Here is a 24,557-nt window from a genome sequence, read left to right on the forward strand (position 1 = left end):
CCTGTGAAAGTGAGCACCATGGAGGTGCTCACCCTGTCAATCGCAAACGGTGCGAAATGCCCCCCACCGGCCCCTCACCGGCTCGCCCCGCCCGTCCCCAGCCAGCCGGCCAGCTTGCCGCCGTGCCCCACGGCCCGCAGCCGTTTCTCGGTGGCGTCCCGGACGGGGTCCGTGGCGATGACGAGCAGCTCGTCCTCCCGCTGCAATATCGTCGTCGGCAGCGGGACGAAGGATTCGCCCCCGCGCACGATCAGCGTCACGGCGGCGCCGTGCGGCAACCGCAGTTCGCCCACCTCCACGCCGTGCATCTTCGATCCGTGGGGGATCGCCACGGACAGCAGATGCCCGCGCAGCCGCTCCAGCGGCGCCGACTCGATGCCGAGGTCGGCGGCCTCCGAGCCGTCCCCGAGGCGCAGCTTGCGGCCCAGCCAGGGCAGCGTCGGGCCCTGGACCAGGGTGTAGACGACGACCAGCACGAAGACGATGTTGAAGATCCGGCGGCTGGCGTCGACGCCCTCCACCATCGGGATGGTCGCCAGGATGATGGGCACGGCTCCGCGCAGCCCCGCCCAGGACATCAGTGTCTGCTCCTGCCACGGCACCCGGAACGGCGACAGGCACAGGATCACGCTCAGCGGCCGCGCCACCACGGTCAGCACCAGCCCGATCACGAGGGCGGGCACGATGGTGTCGCCCAGCTCGTGCGGGGTGACCAGCAGGCCGAGCAGGACGAACATGCCGATCTGGGCCATCCAGCCGAGGCCGTCGGCGAAGCCGCGGGTGGCCGGCCAGTGCGGCAGCCGGGCGTTGCCCATCACCATCGCGGCGAGGTACACCGCGAGGAAGCCGCTGCCGTGGGCCAGCGCGCCCGCCGCGTACGCCACCACGGCGATCGCCATGACGGCGATCGGGTAGAGGCCGGAGGCGGGCAGCGCCACGTGCCTGAGCCCCAGGGAGCCCAGCCAGCCCACCGCGAGCCCGATGGCCGCGCCGATGGCCAGCTCCAGCAGGATCACGCCCAGCAGCACGTACCACTGCTCGACCGGGCCCGCCGTGGACAGGGACACCACGAGGATGACCACCGGGGCGTCGTTGAAGCCGGACTCCGCCTCCAGCGTGCCCGTCACGCGTGCGGGCAGGGGGATCTTGCGCAGCACGGAGAACACCGCCGCCGCGTCGGTCGAGGAGACGACCGCCCCGATGATCAGCGCCTGCCGCCACTCCAGCCCGATCAGATAGTGCGCGGCCGACGCCGTGACCCCGACGCTCACCGCGACACCGGCCAGCGCCAGCACGGAGGCCGATGGCAGGACCGGCTTGATCTCCTTCCACTTCGTGCCCAGACCGCCCTCGGCCAGGATCACGACCAGGGCCGCGTATCCGATGACCTGGGTCAGTTCGGCGTTGTCGAAGTGGATGTCGCCCACGCCGTCCTGGCCCATGGCGACGCCGATCCCCAGGTACACGAGCAGGCTGGGGAGCCCGCTGCGCGAGGAGATCCGTACCGCTGCGACGGCGATGAGCAGGACGAGCGAGCAGACGAGCAGGAGCTGGTTGAGGTGGTGAACAGTCAGCGGCCGAATCCTTCCCTGGCCCGCACGCACGCGCGTGTGGGCTCACGTACATCGCACATGAAGCTGTGGCGCATCGCGCCAACTACTTCGTTACCTTACCTAACTCTTGACGATTTCTTGACACTTCTTGGGGCAAGATCGAACGTCCGTCCGCGCCGGTTCCCGACTCCGCGTCAAGGGGCGCAAGGCCCTGCGCCTATCGTTGCTCCAGCGCTCAGTTAAAAGCACAGCCGAACCTGCCGCTCGCGTTAGGACAGCAAGGACAGCGATGCCCCCCAACACCACCGCCTCCACGGGTCAGCAGCCCGGCAAGTCCGGCAGGAGAAAGGGGCGCAAAGCCCGCCTTTTCGTGCTCGTCCTGGTGCTGGCCCTCATCGGGGGCGTGGCCTACGGGTCGTACTGGTCCATCAGTACCGTCCGGGCCTCCTTCCCGCAGACCAAGGGCACCCTCACCCTGAAGGGCCTCTCGGGTCCCGTCGAGGTCAAGCGCGACGACTACGGCATCCCGCAGATCTACGCCTCCTCGGACGCGGACCTGTTCATGGCGCAGGGCTACGTCCAGGCGCAGGACCGGTTCTACGAGATGGACGTCCGCCGCCACATGGCCTCGGGACGGCTGTCGGAGATGTTCGGCACGAGCCAGGTCGACAACGACGAGTTCCTGCGCACCCTCGGCTGGGACCGGGTCGCCAAGCAGGAGTACGACACCAAGCTGTCGGCCACCACGAAGAAGTACCTCCGGGCGTACGCGGAGGGAGTCAACTCCTACCTCCAGGGCAAGGACGGCGAGGACATCTCCCTGGAGTACGCGGCGCTGGGCTTCACCAACGACTACAAGCCGGAGAAGTGGACCCCGGTCGACTCGATCTCCTGGCTGAAGGCGATGGCCTGGGACCTGCGCGGCAACATGCAGGACGAGATCGACCGCGCCCTGCTCACCAGCCGCCTCGGCCCGAAGCAGATCGCCGACCTGTACCCGCGGTACCCGTACAACCGGAACAAGGCCATCGTCCAGGAGGGCCAGTACAACGAGCTGACCCAGGCGTTCGAACAGGGCGGCACGTCCGGCACGAGCGGGACCGGCGGCACCTCCACCGGCACCGCGGGCACGGCGTCCGGCGGCTCCGGGACGTCGGGCGCCGCCTCGGGCACGTCCGGCACGGCCGGCGCGAGCGGCACCGCCTCCGGAGCCTCGGGCACCGCGGGCCTGGACAGCCAGCTCGGCGGCCTGACCCGGGTCCTGGACGACCTCCCGCCGGCCGTCGGCGTGAACGGCGACGGCATCGGCTCCAACTCCTGGGTCGTGGGCGGGAAGTACACCATCACCGGCAAGCCGCTGCTGGCCAACGACCCGCACCTGTCGCCGTCCCTGCCGTCGGTCTGGTACCAGATGGGCCTGCACTGCCGCAGCGTCTCCAGCGCGTGCCAGTACGACGTCAGCGGCTACACCTTCGCCGGCATGCCGGGCGTGATAATCGGTCACAACCAGGACATCGCCTGGGGCATGACCAACTCCGGCGTCGACGTCACGGATCTCTACCTGGAGAAGATCACCGGCAACGGCTACCTCTACGACGGCAAGGTCAAGCCCTTCGAGACCCGCGAGGAGACCATCAAGGTCGCCGGCGGCGAGCCGAAGAAGATCGTCGTCCGCGAGACCAACAACGGGCCCCTGCTGTCCGACCGCGACGAGGAGCTCGTGAAGGTCGGCAAGAAGGCCACCGTCGACACCGCCGCACCCGACAGGGGCGACGGCTACGGCGTCGCGCTGCGCTGGACCGCGCTGCAGCCCGGCACCACCATGGACGCCGTCTTCGCCATGAACAGGGCGAAGGACTGGACCGACTTCCGCAAGGCCGCCGCGCAGTTCGAGGTGCCTTCGCAGAACCTGATCTACGCCGACACCGAGAACAACATCGGCTACACGCTGCCGGGGAAGATCCCCCTGCGCGAGGAGAGCGACAACGGCTCCATCCCGGCGCCCGGCTGGGACCCGAAGTACCGCTGGACCGGCTACATCCCGCAGGGCGCGCTGCCCTACGAGTACAACCCGGACCGCGACTACATCGTCACCGCCAACCAGGCCGTGATCGACCCGGACGAGTACCCGTACACGCTCACCACGGACTGGGGCTACGGCGCGCGCAGCCAGCGGATCACCGACCTGATCCAGTCGAAGATCAAGGACGGCGGCAAGATCTCCACGGACGACATGCGTCAGATGCAGCTGGACAACAGCAGCGAGATCGCCCGGCTGCTGGTGCCCACGCTGCTGAAGATCGACCCCGGGAACAAGGACGTCCGCGAGGCGCAGAAGCTCCTCGAGGGCTGGGACTACACCCAGGACGCCGACTCGGCGGCAGCGGCCTACTTCAACGCCGTCTGGCGCAACATCCTCAAGCTCGCCTTCGGCAACAAGCTGCCCAAGGAGCTGCGGCCCAAGGGCCAGTGCCTGTGGGTCGAGCCGGTCAACATCACCGGCCCCGCCGACGAGGCCGAGAAGGTCCGCGAGTGCGGTCAGCGCGACCCCGAGCGGGCGCAGCCGGACGGCGGCGACCGCTGGTTCGAGGTGGTCCGGGGGCTCATGAGCCAGCCGGACAGCGACTGGTGGAAGACGCCCGAGGTGAGCAAGAGCCGCCCCGGCGCCGACAACCGCGACGACCTCTTCAAGCGGGCCATGATCGACGCACGCTGGGAGCTGACCGCCAAGCTCGGCAAGGACATCGACTCCTGGAGCTGGGGCCGGCTGCACCGCCTGTTCCTGAAGAACCAGACCCTCGGCACCGCGGGTCCCGGCTTCGTCCGGTACGCCCTCAACCGCGGCCCCTGGGAGCTCGGCGGCGGCGAGGCCACGGTCAACGCGACCGGCTGGAACGCGGCCGGCGGCTACGGGGTGGTGTGGGTGCCGTCCATGCGGATGGTGGTGAACCTCGGCGACCTCGACAAGTCCCGCTGGATCAACCTCACCGGCGCCTCCGGGCACGCCTACAACGCCCACTACGTCGACCAGACCGACAAGTGGGCCGACGGCGAGCTGCTGCCCTGGTCGTTCTCGGACCAGGCGGTCGAGAAGAGCACGGCCGACAAGCTGGTGCTCAGACCGTGAGCCGCTGACACCGGCAGCCGTAGGGCCCTCCACGCACGCGTGGAGGGCCCTTTCGCGTCAGGACTCCGGCCGGAACCGCCGCACCCCCGACGGTGTCACCACCGCGTGCACGGGCCGGTCGTGCGGCTCCTCCGGGACGTGCTCGACGACCTCGAAGTCGTACAGCAGCACCACCAGGGCGGGGTGGGCGCCCGCCCGCTCCAGCCGTTCCAGGACCCGGTCGTACGAGCCGCCGCCCCGCCCGAGCCGCATCCCGCGCGCGTCGACCGCGAGCCCCGGCAGCAGCACGGCGTCGGCGGTGGTCACGGCGTCCGGCCCGAGGCGCTCGCCCGCGGGCTCGAACAGGGCCATGCGGCCACCGTGCCGGACACGCGCGAGCGCGCCCTCTCCCTCGTACTCGCCCCAGTCGAGGTCGTTGTCGGGCAGCAGGGCCGGCAGCAGCACGCGCACGCCCCGGGCGCGCAGCGTGTCCAGGAGCGCGAACGTGCCGGGTTCACTCCCCACCGAGACGTACGCCGCCACCGTCCGGGCCCGCGCCAACTCGGGCAGCTCCAGCGCCCGCCCGGCCAGCGCGGCCGACGTTTCCCGCAGGTCACCCGCCGTCAACCTGCTTCTCACCGCGAGGATCTCGCGCCGCAAACTCCGCTTGTCAGGCTCGCCCGGACGTGCGATGGACCTCAATGGTTGCTCCCGTACCGTCGCAATACGCTCATATGAGCGCCTATGAACCGGAGCCGCAGATTCCATCCAAAGGCACCGGTTAGGGTGGCGGACATGACTCAGTCGCACCCTCGGATCAGCAAGGCTGTCATTCCCGCAGCAGGCCTCGGCACCCGGTTTCTGCCGGCCACCAAAGCCACTCCCAAGGAGATGCTGCCGGTCGTGGACAAGCCCGCGATCCAGTACGTGGTCGAGGAGGCCGTCGCGGCGGGTCTCGACGACGTCCTCATGGTGACGGGCCGCAACAAGCGCCCCCTCGAGGACCACTTCGACCGCAACTACGAGCTGGAATCGGCCCTGCAGAAGAAGGGCGACGCCGGCCGTCTCGCCAAGGTGCAGGAGTCCAGCGACCTCGCGACCATGCACTACGTGCGCCAGGGCGACCCCAAGGGTCTCGGCCACGCCGTCCTGTGCGCCGCCCCGCACGTGGGGGAGGAGCCCTTCGCGGTCCTCCTCGGCGACGACCTCATCGACCCCCGCGACCCGCTGCTGCAGCGCATGGTCGAGGTCCAGGAGCAGCGCGGCGGCAGCGTCATCGCGCTCATGGAGGTCGCCCCCGAGCAGATCCACCTCTACGGCTGCGCCGCCGTGGAGACCACCGAGGACAGCGACGTCGTCCGGATCAGCGGCCTCGTTGAGAAGCCCGACCCGGCCGACGCCCCGTCCAACTACGCCATCATCGGCCGCTACGTCCTCGACCCGCACATCTTCGGGATACTGCGCCGGACCGAGCCGGGCCGCGGCGGCGAGATCCAGCTCACCGACGCCCTCCAGCAGCTCGCCGAGGACGAGAAGATCGGCGGCCCCGTGCACGGCGTCGTCTTCAAGGGCCGCCGCTATGACACCGGCGACCGCGGGGACTACCTGCGTGCCATTGTCCGACTCGCATGCGAACGTGAAGACCTGGGCCCGGACTTCCGGACCTGGCTTCGCAGTTACGTAGCCGAGGAGATGTAGCACGTTGAGCAGCGCCGCGCCCCGCGTCACCGGCCAGGACCACTCGGGCCCCGACCACCTGTGGTCGGTGGACGAGCACCTGGAGGACATCCTCGCCACCGTCCGGCCCCTGGAACCCATCGAGCTGAAGCTGCTCGACGCCCAGGGCTGCGTCCTCGTCGAGGACATCACGGTGCCGGTGTCCCTGCCGCCCTTCGACAACAGCTCGATGGACGGCTACGCGGTACGGGTCGCGGACGTGGCGGGCGCGAGCGAGGAGTTCCCGGCGGCCCTGGAGGTCGTCGGGGACGTCGCCGCGGGCCAGGCCGAACTGCTCCACGTGGGCCCCGGCCAGGCCGCCCGCATCATGACCGGCGCCCCGCTGCCGCCCGGCGCCGAGACGGTCGTGCCCGTCGAGTGGACCGACGGCGGGCTCGGCGAGGGCCCGGTGCACGGCATGCGCGCCCGCAGCCTGGGCCCCGAGGGCGCCATGGGGCACGTGCACGTGTACCGCCCGGCCGAGGCCCGCGCGCACGTGCGCGCGAAGGGCAGCGACGTGAAGGCCGGCGACCGCGCCCTGGAGGCCGGCGCGATCCTCGGCCCGCCCCAGATCGCCCTGCTCGCCGCGATCGGCCGCGGCACCGTCCGCGTACACCCGCGCCCGCGCGTGGTGGTGGTCTCCACGGGCAGCGAACTCGTCCAGCCGGACACGGACCTGGGCTCCGGCCAGATCTACGACTCCAACAGCTTCGCCCTCACCGCCGCCGCCCGCGACGCCGGCGCCATCGCCTACCGCGTGGGCGCCGTCGCCGACGACGCCGAGATCCTGCGCTCCACCATCGAGGACCAGCTGGTCCGCGCCGACCTGATGGTCACCACGGGCGGCGTGAGCGTCGGGGCGTACGACGTCGTCAAGGAGGCCCTCTCCCACGTCGGCGACGAGGACGAGGCCGGCAGCGGCATCGACTTCCGCAAGCTCGCCATGCAGCCCGGCAAGCCCCAGGGCTTCGGCTCCATCGGCCCCGACCACACCCCGCTGCTGGCCCTGCCCGGCAACCCGGTCTCGTCGTACGTCTCCTTCGAACTGTTCGTCCGCCCCGCGATCCGCACCCTCATGGGGCTGAAGGACGTCCACCGCCCCACGGTGCGGGCGACCCTGACGGCCGACCGGGCGTTGACCTCCCCGAAGGGCCGCCGCCAGTTCCTGCGCGGCACGTACGCCGACGGCAAGGTCACCCCGGTGGGCGGCGCCGGATCCCATCTGATCGCGGCCCTCGCCCACGCGGACGCCCTGATCGCCGTCCCCGAGGACACCGTCTCCGTCGAGCCCGGCACCGAGGTCGAGGTGGTCCTGCTCGGCTGAGAGGCGCTGGTTGGGGGTACCGTGTCGCGCACAACAGGCCCGTGCGCCGCACCGCGACGGGCCCGGACCGGGAGCGCCACACAGCATGAGCACGCAGGACCCACCCCCGCACGACGGCCGTACGCCGGATCGGCTGACGCACATCGACGAGGCGGGCGCCGCCCGCATGGTCGACGTGTCGCAGAAGGACGTGACCGCGCGCACCGCCCGCGCCAGCGGACGCGTTCTCGTCTCGCCCCGCGTGATCGAGTTGCTGCGCGGCGAGGGCGTCCCCAAGGGCGACGCCCTCGCGACCGCGCGGATCGCCGGGATCATGGGCGCCAAACGCACCCCCGATCTGATCCCGCTCTGCCACCCGCTGTCGGTGTCCGGTGTGAAACTGGACCTGTCGGTCGCGGACGACGCCGTGGAGATCCTGGCCACCGTGAAGACGACGGACCGCACGGGTGTCGAGATGGAAGCCCTCACCGCGGTCTCCGTCGCCGCGCTCACCGTGATCGACATGGTCAAGGCGGTCGACAAGGGAGCGGTCATCACGGACGTACGGGTGGAGGAGAAGACGGGCGGCAAGTCGGGCGACTGGAGCCGGGCATGACCTATCGCGCTCTCGTCGTCACGGCCTCGAACCGGGCCGCCGCCGGGATCTACGAGGACAGGGGCGGCCCTCTGATCTCGGACGGCCTGAAGGGCTTCGGCTTCGAGGTCGACGGCCCCCAGGTCGTCCCCGACGGGGACCCGGTGGAGGCCGCCCTGCGCGCCGGCGTGGACGCCGGCTACGACGTCATCGTCACCACGGGCGGCACGGGCATCTCGCCCACCGACCGCACCCCCGAGGCCACCCGCCGCGTGATCGACCACGAGGTGCCGGGCATCGCCGAGGCGATCAGGGCGTTCGGCCGGGAGAAGGTGCCCACCGCGGCGCTCTCCCGGGGCCTGGCCGGAGTGGCGGGCGGGACACTGATCGTGAATCTGCCCGGCTCCAGCGGCGGTGTGAAGGACGGCCTCGCCGTCCTGGAGCCGCTGCTCGTGCATGCCGTCGAACAGCTCAGGGGCGGCGACCACCCCGGACCGGGCAGTGGGGGTGCCAGCTGAACAGCCCCTCCTGGCCCGTGGAGCTGGTGGACGGCGACATCGTCCTTCGGCCGATAAAGCTGCGCGACCAGCGGGCGTGGCGCGAGGTCAACCGGCGCAACCGCGACTGGCTGCGCCCCTGGGAGGCGACGATCCCGCCGCCCACGCCCGGTGGGCCGATGGCACACCGTCCGACCTTCCGCCAGATGGTCCGCCATCTGAGGTCGGAGGCGAACGCGGGCCGGATGCTGCCCTTCGTCATCGACTACCAGGGGCGGCTGGTCGGGCAGTTGACGGTCGCCGGGATCACCTGGGGCTCGATGTGCTCGGGGCACGTCGGCTACTGGGTGGACGAGTCGGTGGCCGGCCGCGGGGTGATGCCGACGGCGGTGGCGCTCGTGACCGACCACTGTTTCCGCACCGTCGGACTGCATCGCATCGAGATCTGCATTCGCCCCGAGAACGGGCCCAGCCGCCGGGTCGTGGAAAAACTCGGATTCCGCGAGGAAGGGCTGCGGCCGCGCTATCTCCACATCGACGGGGCCTGGCGCGACCATCTCGTCTTCGCCCTCACCGCGGAGGAGGTGCCGGACGGGTTGCTGAGGCGCTGGCAGCGGGCACGATCGCAGAGTAATCCGGGAATGCGGCATCACCCCGGAAATTGAATAAGTGTTCGAAATTGATCGACCGGTGACCATCTCAGGGCAAGGAATTCCCGGCCTGGGCGGTCTGCTGATCGCATCGATCACAAGAAAAGTTCGAAATATCAGCCAGATCGTGCGACACACCGGCCCAATTGGCAGATGGCCTCACGCAAACCCCTCTACGGTGTGAGGCGTGAGCAGCAGCGGCCTCATCTACGCAGTCATTGTCGGGGCCTGGGCCGCCTACTTGGTGCCGATGTGGCTCCGTAGGCAGGACGAGCTGAACGAGGCCCGTCCGACGGAACGCTTCAGCACCGCCATCCGGCTGCTGTCCGGACGGGCGGGAATGGAGCGCCGGTACGCCAAGGACCTGCGGACCCGCTTCGCCGACGAGGGGGAGCAGGGCGCCGACGACCTGGACGCCGTCACCGACTCGGTGGACGTCCGGGCCTTCGCCGTGTCCAAGACCCGTCCGCAGGCCCAGGCGCCCGTCCCGTCGCCCGCCCCCGAGCAGCCGGCCCGCCCGACGGCACCCGAACCCCCGGCCCGCCAGTCGCCCGCACCCCACGCGGCGCGTACCGGGCGTCCCCGGGAGCGGGTCTCCGCAGCCCGGCGCGGCGCCTCGGCGCAGGCGGACCAGGCGGCCGCGGCACGGGCCCGGCGCTCGAAGGTGCTCGCGCGCCGCCGGCGCACCACCATCATGCTGTTCCTCGCCTTCACCCTCGGCGCGGTCGTCGCCGCCGTGGGGGGACTCGCCTTCCTGTGGGCACCCGGCGTGCCCGCGGTCATGCTCAGCGTCTACATCGCCTACCTCCGCTCCCAGGAGCGGCGCCGGTTCACCTATCAGATGGACCGCCGCATGGCCGAGGCCGCGGCCCAGCGCCTGCGGGAGCGCCAGCGCCAGCCCCGCCGGCGTGCCGTCGCCGACGAGGAGATCGACGAACCGGAGGAGGGACCAGGGCCGGCGACCGAGCCCGGTCTGTCGGCCCTCGCGGCGGACCGGCGTGCCCTCGTCGAGCAGACCGACCACGCGGAGTGGGTCGACCAGCAGCGCGAGCGGCAGCGGCGGCCCGGTCAGGGCGGCGACAGCTGGGAGCCGGTGCCGGTGCCCCTGCCGACGTACGTGACGGCTCCGGTCGCCCCGCGGGCCACCAGTGACGTCGACCTCGGCGCCCCCGACACCTGGAGCTCGGCCCGGTCGAGCACCGTCGCCCCGAACGACGACGACGACTCCGGTGCCGCCGACCACCCGGGCGAGCCGGACCACCCCGCCCAGGAGGAGGCGGGCGACGGCGACGGCCGCACCGACGCCCGCCGAGCTGCCTCCGCCCGGCGGGCCCGGGAGCGCGGCCGCACCCCCCTGTTCGATCAGTACGAGGACGGCGAGCGTCCCCGGGCCGCCAACGAGTAGAGCCACGAAGCCGCAGGTGACCGGCGCTCTGGAACGGATTTCCAAGCAGGCCGATCGGGGTGCTAAAGTTTCACTCGTTGCAAGGGCCTGTGGCGCAGTCCGGTAGCGCACCTCGTTCGCATCGAGGGGGCCAGGGGTTCAAATCCCCTCAGGTCCACGCACGGCTGTTCTTGAGTTCGCTCGGGAGCGGTTGACGAGATCCCGCCGATCTTCATGATCGGTCGGGATCTTCGTCGTTTCCGGGGTCTGTTCGAGCCTGTTCGGGGTGATGGATGACGGCGGACGTTGAGCGTGGCCGTGCCGCTGCCCCGCCCTTCCGTCTCGCATGCATCACAGCCGGCCCCGGGGTGCCGGAGCTGGCTGTGGTTGTGTTCGGTTCTTGTGGTTCAGCGGCCTGTGGTGGGTGGAGGCGGCCGTCCGGTCTGTGCGGGTGGTTCAGTCTCAGGCCGTGTCGGCGGCTGGGGATCGGTGTTGTCGAAGACGCTGTCGGTGAGTTGGGTGCCGGTGCGCTGGTAGAGCCAGGTTTCGAGGATGTCGAGGTTTCCGGCGGTGACCAGGAGCGCGACGAGGAACGTCTGGGCGACCTGGCCTGGTGCTGGCCGGTGCTTCGGGTTACCGATGTCGATCTCGTCGCCCTTGAGGCGCCCGTGGATGCCTTCGTTGTGAGAGCGGATGGGCTTGTAGGCGGCGATCCAGTCGTCGGACAGGTAGTGGCTGTCCTGCCGGAACTTGGCGGTCTTGAGGTCGCCGGCGGCGTCGGCGGGGACGGTGATGTCGGACTTGCTGCAGACGCGGGGCAGTTCGTCCGCTGGTGGTGGGCTGAGCCATTCGTTCTGGGGGAGTTGGACGGTGGGCCGGGCGGCGGGATGGGCGGCGCGTTGGCGGCGGTCGCTGAAGTCGACCACTGCAGAGGGCGGGCCCGGTGTGCGGGGTGTGCGGGGGCGGAGGCGGTCGCGGCGTGCGCAGTTCACCGACGGCGATGGTCCGGCGGCCGGGCACTGGAGGCGGATGGCGCCTCGTGCGTCGGGCCCTTGCTTGGTCTTGAGGTAGTGCGGCTCGCGGGCGGTGATGTGTTCGGTGAGCTGCTGGTTGTCGCGGATCTCGCGTACGGCTTTGTCGTCCAGCCCGTGGGTGGCCTGCACGAGTGCGGCAGGCATGTGAGGGCAGGCGAGGGAGCCGTCGACGAGCAGGGCGCCCTGCCAGCTGCCCTGCTGACCACGGTCGTTGACCTTGTAGTCGAGGGCGAGGCGGTAGCCGAGGCGGCGTACGGGGATCTGGAAGTTCTCGGGAGAGCACCCGGTGTAGGCGCGGTCGGCTGCGCAGGTCCCCGCCGGCACTCCGAGTTCGGACAGTTCTTCCAGGGCGAGGACCGCGTTGCGGCCGGTGCGGACGGTGGGGGTGTCCAGGACCAGGCCGACACACATCTGCGGGTAGGCGGTCGGTTTGCCCGCGCTCTCGCCGGGGCGGCGGCGGTGGGCCGCGACGACGAAGGTGGCGCTGTAGCCGAAGGTGCCCTCTCCGGAGCCGCCGCTGTAGTGCCAGCCTGCGGTGATCTCCACCGGCGCGGTCGGGGTGCGGTCGCTGGCAGGGTGGGACAGAACGGGGATGGAGGTGGCATCCACGCCCACGTCCCCGCGCCAGCCGCGCAGGTGACCGTGCTTGTGGGCGAGGCGGACCGGAGTGAGGACCAGTTGGTTGGCCAGCTGTTGGAGCCGTTCGGCGGCTTGCCGGCCGGAGGGGACGTTCCAGGCGTCCGCGTAGGCGTCGGCGATGTCCTGGGGCAGGCGGGAGCGGCGGTCGCAGCGGGCCGGGTCGAGGACGGTGGTGATGCGGTCGAAGCCCCGGTAGAGGCGGCGGCTCGCAGCGATGCACTCCCGCGCCGTCGTCGGTGCCTCGGCCGGGATGCCCAGCCTGGTGCGGGCTTTGGGCTTGAGGCGGAAATGGAGGATGCGCCAGGCTTCGGCGATGGTGGCCCGGCCAGTGTAGTAGGCGGCCAGCAGCAGCCCGGCCAGCACCGTGCGCGGACGCACTCCTGCCGGTCCCGGCCGCCCGGCCAGGAGTTCCTCCAGTTGCTGCGGCACGGCGGAGCGGTCGAGCAGGGTCAGCAGCTGGCCGACCTTGGAGTCCTCGATCTTCGTGATCTTCCCGGGGCGGACGCGGGGCCGCAGGGCGCGTGCGGCCGTCTCGTCCGCCGCCGGGCGGGCCATCACTGGCGGTGTCCGTGCATCAGCCGGATGACCTCCTTCCTCGGCAGCGGTGGGACCCACTGGTGGTAGGGGGAGAGCCCGGCCGGCGAGGACATCCCGGCAGCCGCGGCGACCACGGACGGGCTGATGCCCTCGGCCAGCAGACCCACGATCCACGTCGAGCGCAGGCGGCGGGCCGACAACGGCGGCAGTCCGCCGGACGGCCGGTGGCGGGCTGGCCAGGACGACACCAGGTTCTTCGCTGCCGCGACCTTCCGGCCGGGCCGGAACAGGTAGCCGTCTCCCGCGATGTCGGCCAGCTCTGCCAGTACGGCGCTCCAGCCCGCCCGGCAGGCCACGAGCCGGCCCAGCAGGCCCTCGTCCAGCACCGGAACACCGCTGGCCGTGTCGACGTGGTGGCCGCGCACCTGGCGGAGTTCACCAGATGTGAGACCGCAGCCGGCGCCGAGCGCCAACAGCGCCAGCCCGTCCAGCCGCGCCCGCCCCGGCAGATGCCCGGCCCAGTCCCGGAGCGTGGCCAACTCGCCTTTCTCATAGGGAGGTTGTGGACTGCGCGGAGAAGAGATCCGCACGGGCGGTGCCTCACCGCGCTCGACCCATACGAGTGCTTCTCGGGTGCGGCGCAGCCAGGTCCGGCAGGTCTGCACGGTCGAGCCCTCCAGGCCCGGGCACCCGGCCAGCACGAACGCGTCGATCGTCTCCGTCCGCAGCCACAGTCCTGGATCGCGCGGCAGTCCGCCGCTGTCGGCCCACACGGCCAGCCGTCCGACGGCATACAGAAGCCGCCGCACCTCATAACAAGTGGCCGGGGCGGCGGCTGCCACCGTTGCCCGCACCTGGTCGGCGACCGGCGCCCACCGCCGGTGCGGCAGTCTCGGGCGGTAGTCGCGGATCAGGCCGGAGATTTCCGAGTTCAAGGTCACGGACCAAGCCCACCGGCTGGTCAAGCAGCCAGTGAAGGGGTTGAAGCCGATCTTCACGGAAAGGAGTGCATCTGCATGGTCGGAGGCATGAACCGCCGAAGGCCGCCGCGCGAGCTTGCCGGCGATCCGGAAGCCTGGCCCCACGCCCAGCTCACCGACCCCGGCGCCGCTGTCATCCAGGCCATCGCCCGAGCCCTCGCGAACGCCCTCAAGGCCCAGAAGCGGAGCCTGCGGCAGACCGCCACCGGCTCCGGGGTCAACCGGCAGGCCATCGCCGACCTGCTCGCCGGACGCTGCTGGCCAGACGTCGCCACCATCGCCCGCCTGGAGAACTTCCTTGCCGTGCCGCTGTATCCGCCCCGAAGCGGAACGCATGACGACCACTGAAACCGGCCTTCCCGTCCCCGAATAACAGCAACTGCCGGGGAACGACGAAATAGGCCACGCACCCCCCGAGGCGAGCACGGTTGCTCTAACCTCGGGAGAGCGCGTGAGCCACTACCAATGGGGTCCACGTCGAAGGTTCCGAAGAGGGTCCAAGCTCAACGGAACCCGTCCCCTCCTCCCCGCAACGGGAGGAGGGGGCAGCTCTTGGGAATCGGAGTCGTCAGGTGGCTCCCTTCAGCCCGGCCTCATTACCGGGCCCAGACTGAGTTGCCTGCCCGGTCTCGGAAGCCCGCGTGATCGCGAAGACGGCCGTCTTCACCTCGGAGATCCGCCCGTGCCCGGCAAGCCGCTTACAGGTCGCGCGGATCGTCTCGACTGCCGCCGTCCCGGCCTTGCCCTCCGTCGGACGGCTCAGAGCCGCGGTGAGGTCCCTCACGTGCATTGGCTTCCCCGAGGTGGCCAGCACCTGCTCGATGGCCCGCATCACCTCGCCGGACTTCGCCGAAGTCTTTTTCCCGGGCTGTGAGGCCTTCACTGTGCCCCGCTTGGTTCCCGGCCTCGGGGCGGCAGCCGCAGCAGGCGGCTCGTCGCTCGTGGGCGCGTCGCTCTCACCGGCCGCCTCTGGGTCGGCGTCCTGCTCCTCGTCGACGCCTGGCTGTTGGGTGAGAATCTCGTCGAGGTCCGTGGCCAACTGATCGCGTGTCGTGCAAGCCTTATTCAACTCGGCCTGAACAGCGACGAGTTCCTCTTCCAGGTCGCGCTGACGCCGTTGCAGGAGTTCGGCCTTGCGGACGTAGAAGTCCACGGCCGCACGCAGCCCTGATGCCGCAGTCGGCTCATTCGTGCCAGCGAAGTCCATCTGTCCTCCCCAACCCGACAGCGCCACAGGCGCGACGCCAGACATCGTAGGGAACGCCAGACGTCCCAGACAGCCAAACGCCGAACCACGTCTGGCGGTTGGGAGCCCGGCGGCATCCCGACCGCGCCGATTTCGGCTCACGAGTCCGTGATGGCGTCGTGAAGCTGCGCAGCGGCGTGGTCGTCCGTCGAGCCAGTCCGGTGAGCAGCCTGGGCCGGACGGATCGAGGCGAAGGCTGTGGCGAGTAGTTCGAGCAGGGGCGTTGCGCAGGGGTGGGCGTCGCGGCGCGGTGTGATCGTATAGATGCCGCGGGTCGGGGGATCCACAAGGCCGACTGCGGTGACATCGGCCCGCAGCGCGCTCGTCAGCACTCCGGGGATCAACGCGATGGCATGACCAGTGGCGACCAGGGCCAGCTTGCCGGGCAGGTCGGCCGCGGTGAGGTCGATGCGGGCGCTGACTCCGGCGCGGGCGGCGTGCTGGCGAAGGAGCGCCGCAGAGCCGTCGTTGTCCTCGGCCCAAGTCTGGTCGGCCAGACCCTGAATGCGCACCGGCCCGTGCCCGGCCTGCGGATGGCCGGCGGGCAGGACGACGACCATCTCGTCCAGCCCGAGGAACCGGCGTTCGACCCGCGGGTCGACGGCCAGCCCCGGCGGAGCGTCGGTGACAACGGCGATGTCGAGATCGCCGGCGATCACACGGCTGTGCAGTTGTTCGCTCAGACCGGGGAGCAGGCTCCACCGGATGGATCCGGCCTGTTTCAGCAGACCCTGGACGGCCTCAGGGACGATTCCCGCAGCGAGAGACGGCGTCGCTCCGATGGCCAGGGGCCGATCACACACCCCGTCGCGAACGTCTCGTACAGCGCGAACGGCGCGGTCGGCCTCGTTGAGTGTGGCCAGGGCGTGACGCCGGAACACCTCACCGGCCGGCGTCGGGCGCACACCACGCGCATGGCGCTCCACCAGAGGCACGCCGAGCTGCCGTTCCAGCCCGGCGATCTGCCGGGAGACGGCCGACTGCGTGTGATTGAGCTCGGCTGCCGCCGCCGACAGCGATCCGACCCGGCACACGGTCACGAAGGCTCGCCACACAGTCAAGTCCATGGCGGCAGTATGCCCAGCCAGTATGCGAGCTCCGCAGGGCAGGCATGCACAATCTGCGCTTGTCGCATCCATCGAGGTGCACCACTGTGGCGCGCATGACCACACCGCACACGATCGCCGTCCTCGGTCTGGGGCGCATGGGCGGCGCGATAGCGACACGACTGGCCGCCCAGGACTGGGACGTCGTCGGCTGGACCCGCTCAGGGCGCACATCAGGCACCGTCGAGATGACCGACGACCCGAACGAGGCCGTGGCGCAGGCCGACCTCGTACTCCTGGCACTGTTCGACGGCCCGGCCTGCCAGCAGGTCCTCGACGACGTCCGTGACTCACTGCGAACGGACACGATGGTGCTGAACACCAGCACCATCGCCCCCGCCGAAGCGTCGAATCTGGCCCGGCAACTCGGCCCGTCCTACGTCCACGCGCCCCTGCTCGGCTCGGTGCCGGCTGCCGCCGCCGGTGCCCTGCAGATCCTCGCCGCCGCCGACCAGGACGCACTCGACCGAGTCCGACCGGTCCTGGAAAGGCTGGGCACCATCCGGCACGTGGACGACGCCTCCACCGCCGCCGCGCTCAAGCTGATCGCCAACAACAGCCTCGCCGGCGCCGTCCTCGCGCTGCGTGACTCACTGCGTCAAGCCCACGCCCTCGGCCTGCCCCGTACCCAGACGCTTGACGTCCTCGAACTCGGCCAGCTCGGCGGCCTCGTGGCCCGCAAGCGCCCCTTCCTCCTCGGTGAGCCAACCGCTGCCACGGCCGAATTCACGATCGGCGCGCTGGACAAGGACATGGCTTTGCTGGCCGCCGCGTCGGACACCCCCTTGCGCAGCGCAACGGGCCTGGCCAACGCTCCTGCTGCCCTTGAGGCCGATATCGCCGTCGCTGCCACGGTCCCCGCCGTGGAGGACGCCGTGCTCGAACCGCTCCACGCCTACATTCGCGGACACGCCACCGGCGACCCCACCTACTTCCGCGACGCGTTCCTTCCCACCGCCCACATCGAAGGGATCCGGGACGGCGCTTTCGTCTCCTGGCGCCTGGACGAGTACTGCACCCTCTTCCGGGGCCAGCCGGCACCGGATGAACCGATTCGCTCGCGCCGTATCGACGCGATCGACGTCCACGGCACCGTCGCGACCGCGACCATGACGCTCTCGCACGGCGCAGACACGTTCACTGACATCTTCCTGTTGGTCCGCGCCGACGACAGCTGGCGCATCGCCAACAAGGCGTATCACCGGCACTCTTGAGAGGGCGCCCACTCGGCTGTCAGCGTCGGTCTGTGGCTCGCGGGTGCCCCGTACCTGCGAAGGTGATCCAGCAGGTGTCGCGGGCAGTGTCGAGGAGGTACCAGATGCGGCCGCCGCCGGTCACCTCGATCTGCCACTGCTCGCAGGTCTGTCCCCGGTGGGTGCCATGCGCCAGACCGCCCTTGAGCCGGTGGTGCCGGGGCGTCTCGGTGGCCGGCCTGGGGTTCGTGCGCATGGTGATCCAGGCGCGGTAGGTGTTCTGCCGGGCCTGCTGGGCGAGGCTCTCCCAGCCCTTGGCCGAGGCCGCGTCCGCAAAGCGGACTTCCCAGTGGCCGTCTGGCGCCGGTGGTGCGGCGCGGTCGCCGCGACCCGCGGTCATGCGGCGCCCCGCGGGTCCGGTACCGGGCCGTAATCCTCGCCGTGATCTCGGGTCAGCGCGGCCAGCAGTTCGGGGTCGGAGTAGACCTCGGCGGTGTGCTGCCAGGCGATGAGCAGTTGGGCGACGGACGCGCTGTTGCCGAGCGAGTCGGCGGCACGCATGGTGTCGACCAGTTCGACGGCGAAGGCGTGGAGGTCGGGCTCTGGCAGGAAACGGACCCACGGGAAGGCGTCCGGCAGTATGTCGAGGAGCAGCTCCATGCTGCCGGGCTCCCGGCGCGCCATCGCCGCCAGCATCCGGGTGGCTGCCGACACCACGGTCTGGTCCTGCTCGGCCCGCGCCGCGGTGGTGAGGACCAGGTCCTCGCCGTCTCTGCGGTGCAGGAGCAGTCTCGGCGATTCCTGGAGTCGGGCAAGTGTCTGCTTGTTCTTGTTCACCAGCTCGGAGAAGTTCACGGCGGCGCTCTCGGTAGCCATGACTTTGAAACTACTTCGAAACTATCCTCGGCGCCATCGCCCAAAAGAGGGACGCGGTGCAGCGCGAGCGGCCTTGAGTGCCTCGCGAGTGCACGTCCGCCGGCAACCCGTCGTGTCCCCCCAGCTGGGGAACGATCTCCAGCTGATCGGGGAACGATCTTCACGAGCCCTCATCGGTGCACGTCAGCCCTACTCGTGAACACCCCACGCAGCTCAGAGCCCCGGTCGGGAATCCCGACCGGGGCTCTGACGTGTGTTCAGCGCCACAGGGCGTTTCACGGATCTTCCGCAGCCCGGGACAAGCGCCCCGGGCGCGGCTGCCGCTGAGCCCTTGTCAGCCGGGTGGATCAGAGCCGCTTCGCGAAGCAGCGGCTGGCGTCGTGGAAGCGGTAGTAGCCGAACTTGGCGCACGGCTCGTAGCCGCTGGACGTGTACAGGGCTATGGCCTCCGGCTGCTTGGTGCCGGTCTCCAGGACCATGCGGACGCGGCCCGCCGCGCGGGCGTCCTCCTCCAAGGCGGCCAGGATGCGGCGGGCCAGCCCCCGGCCCCGCATGCCGTCGATCACGTACATGCGCTTGAGCTCGGCGTCGCCGTCGAGGTTGCCCTCGGCGTTGGCGTCCTGGGCGCGCCAGCCCCCCGAGGCGACGGGGGTGTCGTGCTCGTCGTACGCGATCAGGTAGACGCCGTTTGGCGGGGCGAAGTCCGCGGCGGCCAGGGGCGTGGCGTCGCCGTCGTCCCCGTAGCGGACGGCGTACTCGGCCTGGACCTGGTCGTTCAGCTTCATGGCGTCGGGGTGGTCGAAGGAGACCCGGCGTATGCGCATGGCCGCTACCGTATTCGATCCGGAACTGGATCCCGTCCAGTGTGCCGGTATCGTGCCGGGGTGCTCACTGTGACCTCTGTGAATGTGAATGGGCTGCGTGCCGCCGCGAAGAAGGGTTTCGTGGAGTGGCTCGCACAGACCGAAGCCGACGTGCTGTGCCTCCAGGAGGTGCGCGCCGAGCCGGAGCAGCTGCCCGGGCACGTCCGGGAGCCCGAGGGGTGGCACGTGGTGCACGCGCCGGCCGCCGCCAAGGGACGGGCCGGGGTGTCCCTGTACAGCCGCCGCGAGCCCGATCGGGTGCGCATCGGGTTCGGCTCGGAAGAGTTCGACGGCAGCGGGCGGTACGTGGAGATCGATCTGCCGGGGGTCACCGTCGCGTCCCTCTACCTGCCCTCCGGCGAGGTCGGCACGGAGCGGCAGGACGAGAAGGAACGCTTCATGGGCGAGTTCCTCACCTACCTGAAGGGGCTGCGCGAGCGTGCCGCCGCCGAGGGCCGGGAGGTGCTGGTCTGCGGCGACTGGAACATCGCCCACCAGCGGGCCGACCTGAAGAACTGGCGCGGCAACCAGAAGAGCTCCGGGTTCCTGCCGGAGGAGCGGGAGTGGCTCGGGCGGGTGCTCGACCCGGCGGACGGCGGTTACGTCGACGTCGTACGCGCCCTGCACCCGGACACCGAGGGGCCGTACTCCTGGTGGTCGTACCGCGGGCGGGCGTTCGACAACGATTCAGGGTGGCGCATCGACTACCACGTGGCCACCCCGGGGCTGGCCGAGCGGGCGGTCAAGGGGTTCGTGGAGCGCGCCGCGACGCACGCGGAGCGGTGGTCCGACCACGCGCCGGTGACCGTCGTCTACGACCGTTAGGGCTGGTGCATCCTCCGGTCCAAGGCCAGTGAGAGCTCAGCCTCCACCACGCTTCGGGCCAGCGGGCGCAGGCGGGGCAGGTCCTGCGCGGAGGCGTGCCGCAGGACCAGGTCCGCGAAGAGGCCGGCCAGGGCGTCCGCGTGGGCCCGGACCTGCTTGGCCGCGCCGAGGACCTCCGCGAGGGGGATGCCCTCGCGGACCAGGGCCGCGGAGACGTCCAGGAGGCGGCGGCTGATGTGGACGATCTCCTCGCCGTCGGTGCCGAGGTAGCCGAGTTCCATCGCGGCGGCGAGGTTCTCCGGAGTGGCCTCGCCGGCGAAGTGGTCGGCGAGTTCCTCGGGGGTGAGGTGGACCGGCTCCTCCTCGGTGGGGCCGCCGACGCCGAGCAGGTCGCCCACGTCCCGGCCGTGGTCGAAGGCCTCGGCCAGTTCCGCGATGCCGCTGAGGGTGTGGCCGCGCTCCAGCAGGGCCGTGATCGTGCGCAGCCGGGCCAGGTGGTGGTCGCCGTACCAGGCGATGCGGCCCTCGCGGCGGGGTGGCGGGATCAGTTTGCGTTCGCGGTAGAAGCGCAGGGTGCGCACCGTGATCCCGGCGAGGCGGGCCAGCTCTTCCATGCGGTATTCACGCTTCTCGGCCACCTGGGCACCTTAAGGCGTACCGCGGGTAACTTTCCTGGCCCCGCCCCCTACCCATCGGTACGTCACTGCCCTACTCTCCCATTGCGCCAGTGTTCACTGGCATGGTTCTCGTGGTGTGTGTGGAGGTGTCGGCATGGGCGAGCGCGAACACGAGCATGTGCGGGTCGCGGTGGTCGGGTCCGGGTTCGGCGGGCTCGGGGCCGCCGTGCGGCTGCGCCGCGAAGGTGTCACCGACTTCGTCGTCCTGGAGCGGGCGAGCAGTGTCGGCGGCACCTGGCGGGACAACAGCTACCCGGGGTGCGCGTGCGACGTGCCGTCCCACCTGTACTCGTTCTCCTTCGCGCCCCACCCCGACTGGCCGCGCACCTTCTCGGGGCAGGAGCACATCCGCGCCTATCTGGAGCACGTGACGGACGTGTTCCGGCTGCGGCCGCACATCCGCTTCGACTCGGAGGTGAAGCGGATGAGCTGGAACGGCGAGCAGCTGTGCTGGGACATCGAGACCAGCAGCGGGAACCTGTCGGCGGACCTGGTCGTGTCGGCCACCGGGCCCCTGTCCGACCCGAAGGTGCCGGACATCCCCGGCCTGGAGTCGTTCCCCGGCCGGGTGTTCCACTCCGCCCGCTGGGACCACGACTACGACCTGCGCGGCAAGCGCGTCGCCATGGTGGGCACCGGCGCCTCGGCCATCCAGATCGTGCCGGCCATCCAGCCCGACGTCTCCCGGCTCACCCTCTTCCAGCGCACCCCGCCGTGGGTGATGCCCCGCATGGACCGGGCCATCAGCGGCGCCGAGCGCTGGCTCCACCGGCAGTTGCCCTTCACCTCGCAGGTCAGGCGGGGACTGCTGTGGGGCATCCGGGAGTTGCAGGTCCAGGCGTTCACCAAGCACCCGAACGAGCTCGGCTTCGTCGAGCAGTTGGCCAAGCGCAACATGGCCCGCGCCATCAAGGACCCGGCGCTGCGGGCGAAGCTCACCCCGGACTACCGCATCGGCTGCAAGCGGATCCTGCTGTCCAGCGAGTACTACCCGGCGATCGCACAGCCGAATGTGGACGTCGTCGCCAGCGGCCTCGCCGAGGTGCGCGGCTCCACCCTGGTGGCCGCCGACGGCAGTGAGGCCGAGGCCGACGCGATCGTCTTCGGCACCGGCTTCCACGTCACCGACATGCCCATCGCCGAGCGGGTCGTGGGCGCCGACGGGCGGAGTCTCGCCGAGACCTGGAAGGGCGGCATGGAGGCGCTGCGCGGCGCCTCGGCGGCCGGCTTCCCCAACTGGATGACGGTCATCGGGCCCAACACCGGCCTCGGGAACTCCTCGATGATCCTCATGATCGAGTCCCAGCTGAACTACCTCGCCGACTATCTCCGCCAGCTCGACGTCCTGGGGGTCCCCCCAGGCCCTTCGGGCTCTGGGGGAGGCCGGGTCGCCCTCGACGCCCGCCCCGACGCCGTGCGCACCTGGAACCACCGGGTGCAGGAGCGCATGAAGCGCACCGTGTGGAACACCGGCGGCTGCACCAGCTGGTACCTCGACGCGAGCGGCCGCAACACCACCATCTGGCCGGGGACGACGGCGGAGTTCCGGCGGGCGACGCGGCGGGTGGACCTCGCCGAGTACGACGTCCTGCGGGCGCCCACGGCGAAGCGGGCCGCCGCGGCGGAGCAGGCGGAGGTGGACGCGTGAGCCGCCTCCCGGCCGTCGACTCCGGCCCCTACGCCCCGCCCGCCCCGGCACGCGAGCTGACCGTCGTCTCCGCCGACGGTGCCCGGCTGCACGTCGAGCTCCACGGGCCCGAGTTCGGCCCCGCCGTCGTCCTCGCCCACGGCTGGACCTGCTCCACCGCCTTCTGGGCGGCGCAGATCCGCGACCTGGCCGCCGATCACCGGGTCATCGCCTACGACCAGCGCGGCCACGGCCGCAGTCCCGCGCACCCCGCGTGCAGCGCCGACGCGCTCGCCGACGATCTGGAAGCCGTGCTCGAAGCCACCCTGGCGCCCGGTGAACAGGCCGTGATCGCCGGGCACTCCATGGGCGGGATGACCGTGATGGCGGCCTCCGGGAGAGCCGCCTTCCGTGCGCACGCGGCGGCCGTCCTGCTGTGCAGCACGGGCAGTTCGCAACTGGTCGCGGCGGCCACCGTCGTCCCCCTGCGGGCCGGGCGGGTGCGGACCTGGCTGACCCGGCGGATCCTCGGCTCCCGCGCCCCGCTCGGGCCGGTCACGCCGCTCGCCCGCCGCGTCCTCAAGTACGGCACGATGGGCCCCGGTTCGGACCGGCACATGATCGAGGCGTGCGCCCGGATCGTGCACGCCTGCCCCCGCAGGATCCGCCACTCCTGGTCGCGGGTGCTGGATCTGCTCGATCTCGACCACGCCGTGCGGGAACTGGACGTGCCCACGGCCGTGATCGTCGGTACGGCGGACCGGCTGACGCCGCCGGCGCAGGCCCGGGCCCTGTGCGAAGCGCTGCCGCGGTGCACCGGTTTCACCGAGCTGTCCGGCATCGGCCACATGACGCCCGTCGAGGCGCCCGAGCCGGTCACCGCGACGATACGTGAGCTCGTCACCACACACATCCAGGTCGTATCCGAGGAGAGCGCATGAGCAGGGTGAGCCTCGAAGGCAAGGTCGCCGTGGTGACCGGGGCGGCGCGCGGCGTCGGGGAGTTGCTGGCCCGCAAGCTCTCCGCGCGCGGGGTGCGGGTGGCGCTGGTCGGCCTGGAACCGGACGCGCTGAAGCAGGTCTCCGGACGGCTGCACAGCGACAGCGACCACTGGCACGCCGACGTCACCGACCACGAGGCGATGGCCCGTGTCGCGGCCGAGGTCAAGGAACGCTTCGGCCGGGTCGACATCGTCGTCGCCAACGCCGGTGTCGCCACCGGCGGGCCGTTCGCCGACTCCGACCCGGAGTCCTGGCGGCGGGTGATCGAGGTCAACCTGATCGGCTCGGCGGTGACCGCCCGCGCCTTCCTGCCGCTGCTGACGGAGAGCCGGGGCTATCTGCTCCAGATCGCCTCCCTCGCCGCGATCACCCCGGCGCCGATGATGACCGCGTACTGCGCGTCCAAGTCGGGTGTGGAGGCGTACGCGCACAGCCTGCGTGCCGAGGTCGGGCACCGGGGCGTGAAGGTGGGGGTCGGGTATCTGTCGTGGACCGACACCGACATGGTGCGCGGGGCCGACCAGGACGACGTCATGCGGGAGTTGAGGCAGCGCCTGCCCTGGCCGTCCAACAAGACCTACCCGCTCGGTCCTGCCGTGGACCGGCTGGTGGAGGGGATCGAGCGCCGGTCGAGCCATGTGTACGGGCAGTGGTGGCTGCGCGGGATGCAGGGCGTGCGCGGTTATCTGCCCGCGATCATCGGGACGGTGGGGCAGCGCGAGATGCGGCGCTTCTCGGACCGGCTGACCGGCATGCGCACGGGCCTGGTCGGGGCCGGTGGGGCGGCCGACGAGCAGCAGCGGAACACGCTCCGTAAGTGATCGACATGCGCAGCGTCACGGCCCGTGTGAATCTGATCGAGCCAGATCCCCTCACCCCCAACGGGAGTGAACCCACATGGGTATGAAGGACCAGTTCCAGGAGAAGTCCGAGCAGTGGCAGAACCAGGCTCGCCAGAAGGCGGACCAGGCTCGCGAGCAGGTGCCGGGCCGCGATCGCCGGCGCGACGAGGACATGGACCCCTCGCAGCCGCAGCGTGACCGTGAGCGCTCGCAGCCGCAGCGCGAGCGTGAGCGCGAGCAGGAGGACCGCTTCGACCAGGACTTCGACGCCTGACGTTGCGTGCCGAGCGGACTGGGGCGTCCCCGT

General features: G+C 70.9%; 24 protein-coding genes and 1 tRNA gene. 15 read left to right on the forward strand and 10 right to left on the reverse strand.

Translation table 11 applies throughout. The features are described from left to right. Positions 1 to 74 precede the first annotated feature (74 nt). Positions 75 to 1,604: a potassium/proton antiporter gene (locus QNO09_RS33310; RefSeq protein ID WP_283973957.1), complete on the reverse strand. Its 1,530-nt coding sequence runs from the start codon at positions 1,602 to 1,604 to the stop codon at positions 75 to 77. A 238-nt stretch (positions 1,605 to 1,842) separates the two neighbouring features. Between QNO09_RS33310 and QNO09_RS33315 the strand changes: the two genes are divergently transcribed. Beyond that, complete coding sequence (locus tag QNO09_RS33315; protein ID WP_283973958.1) at positions 1,843 to 4,680, forward strand: penicillin acylase family protein; 2,838 nt, start codon at positions 1,843 to 1,845, stop codon at positions 4,678 to 4,680. Positions 4,681 to 4,737: 57 nt separating this feature from the next. Here QNO09_RS33315 and QNO09_RS33320 read toward each other — a convergent pair whose 3' ends face one another. After that, positions 4,738 to 5,361 carry a 5-formyltetrahydrofolate cyclo-ligase gene (locus tag QNO09_RS33320; protein WP_283973959.1) on the reverse strand — a complete coding sequence of 208 codons (624 nt, stop codon included), beginning with the start codon at positions 5,359 to 5,361 and terminating at the stop codon, positions 4,738 to 4,740. A gap of 93 nt (positions 5,362 to 5,454) precedes the next feature. Here QNO09_RS33320 and galU point away from each other — a divergent pair, with 93 nt between their 5' ends. The 7 genes from galU to QNO09_RS33355 all read left to right on the forward strand — a co-directional run bounded on the left by galU (position 5,455) and on the right by QNO09_RS33355 (position 10,982). Beyond that, a complete protein-coding gene (gene galU, locus QNO09_RS33325) occupies positions 5,455 to 6,357 on the forward strand; it encodes a UTP--glucose-1-phosphate uridylyltransferase GalU (RefSeq protein ID WP_283973960.1) in 903 nt (300 codons plus the stop codon). 4 nt (positions 6,358 to 6,361) lie between these two features. After that, complete coding sequence (glp, locus tag QNO09_RS33330; RefSeq protein ID WP_283973961.1) at positions 6,362 to 7,699, forward strand: molybdotransferase-like divisome protein Glp; 1,338 nt, start codon at positions 6,362 to 6,364, stop codon at positions 7,697 to 7,699. Positions 7,700 to 7,784: 85 nt separating this feature from the next. Continuing rightward, positions 7,785 to 8,294, forward strand: coding sequence for a cyclic pyranopterin monophosphate synthase MoaC (moaC, locus tag QNO09_RS33335; protein WP_283973962.1), 510 nt, complete (start codon positions 7,785 to 7,787; stop codon positions 8,292 to 8,294). After that, entirely contained in the window at positions 8,291 to 8,791 is a 501-nt protein-coding gene (locus QNO09_RS33340) for a MogA/MoaB family molybdenum cofactor biosynthesis protein (RefSeq protein ID WP_283973963.1), read from the forward strand. Before moaC ends, QNO09_RS33340 begins: the two co-directional genes overlap by 4 nt. A 26-nt stretch (positions 8,792 to 8,817) precedes the next feature. After that, complete coding sequence (locus QNO09_RS33345; RefSeq protein WP_283973992.1) at positions 8,818 to 9,435, forward strand: GNAT family N-acetyltransferase; 618 nt, start codon at positions 8,818 to 8,820, stop codon at positions 9,433 to 9,435. Positions 9,436 to 9,607: 172 nt separating this feature from the next. After that, complete coding sequence (gene sepX, locus QNO09_RS33350; protein WP_283973964.1) at positions 9,608 to 10,825, forward strand: divisome protein SepX/GlpR; 1,218 nt, start codon at positions 9,608 to 9,610, stop codon at positions 10,823 to 10,825. An 83-nt stretch (positions 10,826 to 10,908) separates the two neighbouring features. Next, positions 10,909 to 10,982: transfer RNA gene (locus QNO09_RS33355), tRNA-Ala, on the forward strand. Positions 10,983 to 11,211: 229 nt separating this feature from the next. On the opposite strand, the gene QNO09_RS33360 is transcribed toward QNO09_RS33355, so the two are convergent. Further along, positions 11,212 to 13,032 carry a hypothetical protein gene (locus QNO09_RS33360; RefSeq protein WP_283973965.1) on the reverse strand — a complete coding sequence of 607 codons (1,821 nt, stop codon included), beginning with the start codon at positions 13,030 to 13,032 and terminating at the stop codon, positions 11,212 to 11,214. Then, the gene (locus tag QNO09_RS33365; RefSeq protein WP_283973966.1) at positions 13,032 to 13,955 is read right to left on the reverse strand and encodes a hypothetical protein; all 924 of its coding nucleotides are present in this window, start codon (positions 13,953 to 13,955) and stop codon (positions 13,032 to 13,034) included. Before QNO09_RS33365 ends, QNO09_RS33360 begins: the two co-directional genes overlap by 1 nt. A gap of 87 nt (positions 13,956 to 14,042) precedes the next feature. On the opposite strand from QNO09_RS33365, the gene QNO09_RS33370 reads away from it, so the two are divergent. Beyond that, positions 14,043 to 14,342 carry a helix-turn-helix domain-containing protein gene (locus tag QNO09_RS33370; RefSeq protein ID WP_283973967.1) on the forward strand — a complete coding sequence of 100 codons (300 nt, stop codon included), beginning with the start codon at positions 14,043 to 14,045 and terminating at the stop codon, positions 14,340 to 14,342. Positions 14,343 to 14,562: 220 nt separating this feature from the next. Here the strand turns inward: QNO09_RS33370 and QNO09_RS33375 are convergent, their stop codons facing one another. Then, positions 14,563 to 15,201, reverse strand: a complete 639-nt coding sequence (locus QNO09_RS33375) for a hypothetical protein (RefSeq protein ID WP_283973968.1) — start codon at positions 15,199 to 15,201, stop codon at positions 14,563 to 14,565. A gap of 137 nt (positions 15,202 to 15,338) precedes the next feature. Continuing rightward, positions 15,339 to 16,307, reverse strand: coding sequence for a LysR family transcriptional regulator (locus QNO09_RS33380; RefSeq protein WP_283973993.1), 969 nt, complete (start codon positions 16,305 to 16,307; stop codon positions 15,339 to 15,341). A 95-nt stretch (positions 16,308 to 16,402) separates the two neighbouring features. On the opposite strand from QNO09_RS33380, the gene QNO09_RS33385 reads away from it, so the two are divergent. Further along, positions 16,403 to 17,560 (forward strand): nuclear transport factor 2 family protein, encoded by a 1,158-nt coding sequence (locus QNO09_RS33385; RefSeq protein ID WP_283973969.1) that lies wholly within the window; start codon positions 16,403 to 16,405, stop codon positions 17,558 to 17,560. Positions 17,561 to 17,579: 19 nt separating this feature from the next. Here the strand turns inward: QNO09_RS33385 and QNO09_RS33390 are convergent, their stop codons facing one another. The 3 genes from QNO09_RS33390 to QNO09_RS33400 form a co-directional block, all read right to left on the reverse strand. Further along, complete coding sequence (locus QNO09_RS33390; protein WP_283973970.1) at positions 17,580 to 17,939, reverse strand: hypothetical protein; 360 nt, start codon at positions 17,937 to 17,939, stop codon at positions 17,580 to 17,582. Beyond that, entirely contained in the window at positions 17,936 to 18,415 is a 480-nt protein-coding gene (locus QNO09_RS33395) for a hypothetical protein (RefSeq protein ID WP_283973971.1), read from the reverse strand. The genes QNO09_RS33390 and QNO09_RS33395 overlap by 4 nt, the downstream gene beginning before the upstream one ends. A gap of 347 nt (positions 18,416 to 18,762) precedes the next feature. After that, positions 18,763 to 19,239, reverse strand: coding sequence for a GNAT family N-acetyltransferase (locus tag QNO09_RS33400; protein ID WP_283973972.1), 477 nt, complete (start codon positions 19,237 to 19,239; stop codon positions 18,763 to 18,765). A gap of 60 nt (positions 19,240 to 19,299) precedes the next feature. On the opposite strand from QNO09_RS33400, the gene QNO09_RS33405 reads away from it, so the two are divergent. Then, positions 19,300 to 20,103 (forward strand): exodeoxyribonuclease III, encoded by an 804-nt coding sequence (locus tag QNO09_RS33405; protein ID WP_283973973.1) that lies wholly within the window; start codon positions 19,300 to 19,302, stop codon positions 20,101 to 20,103. Here the strand turns inward: QNO09_RS33405 and QNO09_RS33410 are convergent. Beyond that, the gene (locus QNO09_RS33410; RefSeq protein ID WP_283973974.1) at positions 20,100 to 20,741 is read right to left on the reverse strand and encodes a MerR family transcriptional regulator; all 642 of its coding nucleotides are present in this window, start codon (positions 20,739 to 20,741) and stop codon (positions 20,100 to 20,102) included. The genes QNO09_RS33405 and QNO09_RS33410 overlap by 4 nt on opposite strands. Positions 20,742 to 20,874: 133 nt before the next feature. Between QNO09_RS33410 and QNO09_RS33415 the strand changes: the two genes are divergently transcribed. The 4 genes from QNO09_RS33415 (at position 20,875) to QNO09_RS33430 (ending at position 24,524) form a co-directional block, all read left to right on the forward strand. Then, the gene (locus tag QNO09_RS33415; RefSeq protein ID WP_283973975.1) at positions 20,875 to 22,428 is read left to right on the forward strand and encodes a flavin-containing monooxygenase; all 1,554 of its coding nucleotides are present in this window, start codon (positions 20,875 to 20,877) and stop codon (positions 22,426 to 22,428) included. After that, positions 22,425 to 23,348, forward strand: a complete 924-nt coding sequence (locus QNO09_RS33420; RefSeq protein ID WP_283973976.1) for an alpha/beta fold hydrolase — start codon at positions 22,425 to 22,427, stop codon at positions 23,346 to 23,348. The genes QNO09_RS33415 and QNO09_RS33420 overlap by 4 nt, the downstream gene beginning before the upstream one ends. Continuing rightward, complete coding sequence (locus tag QNO09_RS33425; protein WP_283973977.1) at positions 23,345 to 24,229, forward strand: SDR family oxidoreductase; 885 nt, start codon at positions 23,345 to 23,347, stop codon at positions 24,227 to 24,229. Before QNO09_RS33420 ends, QNO09_RS33425 begins: the two co-directional genes overlap by 4 nt. A gap of 76 nt (positions 24,230 to 24,305) precedes the next feature. After that, the gene (locus tag QNO09_RS33430) at positions 24,306 to 24,524 is read left to right on the forward strand and encodes a hypothetical protein (RefSeq protein ID WP_283973978.1); all 219 of its coding nucleotides are present in this window, start codon (positions 24,306 to 24,308) and stop codon (positions 24,522 to 24,524) included. Positions 24,525 to 24,557 lie beyond the last annotated feature (33 nt).

Origin of the sequence: Streptomyces sp. 378 (assembly GCF_030124145.1) — a bacterium.
Taxonomy (GTDB): domain Bacteria; phylum Actinomycetota; class Actinomycetes; order Streptomycetales; family Streptomycetaceae; genus Streptomyces.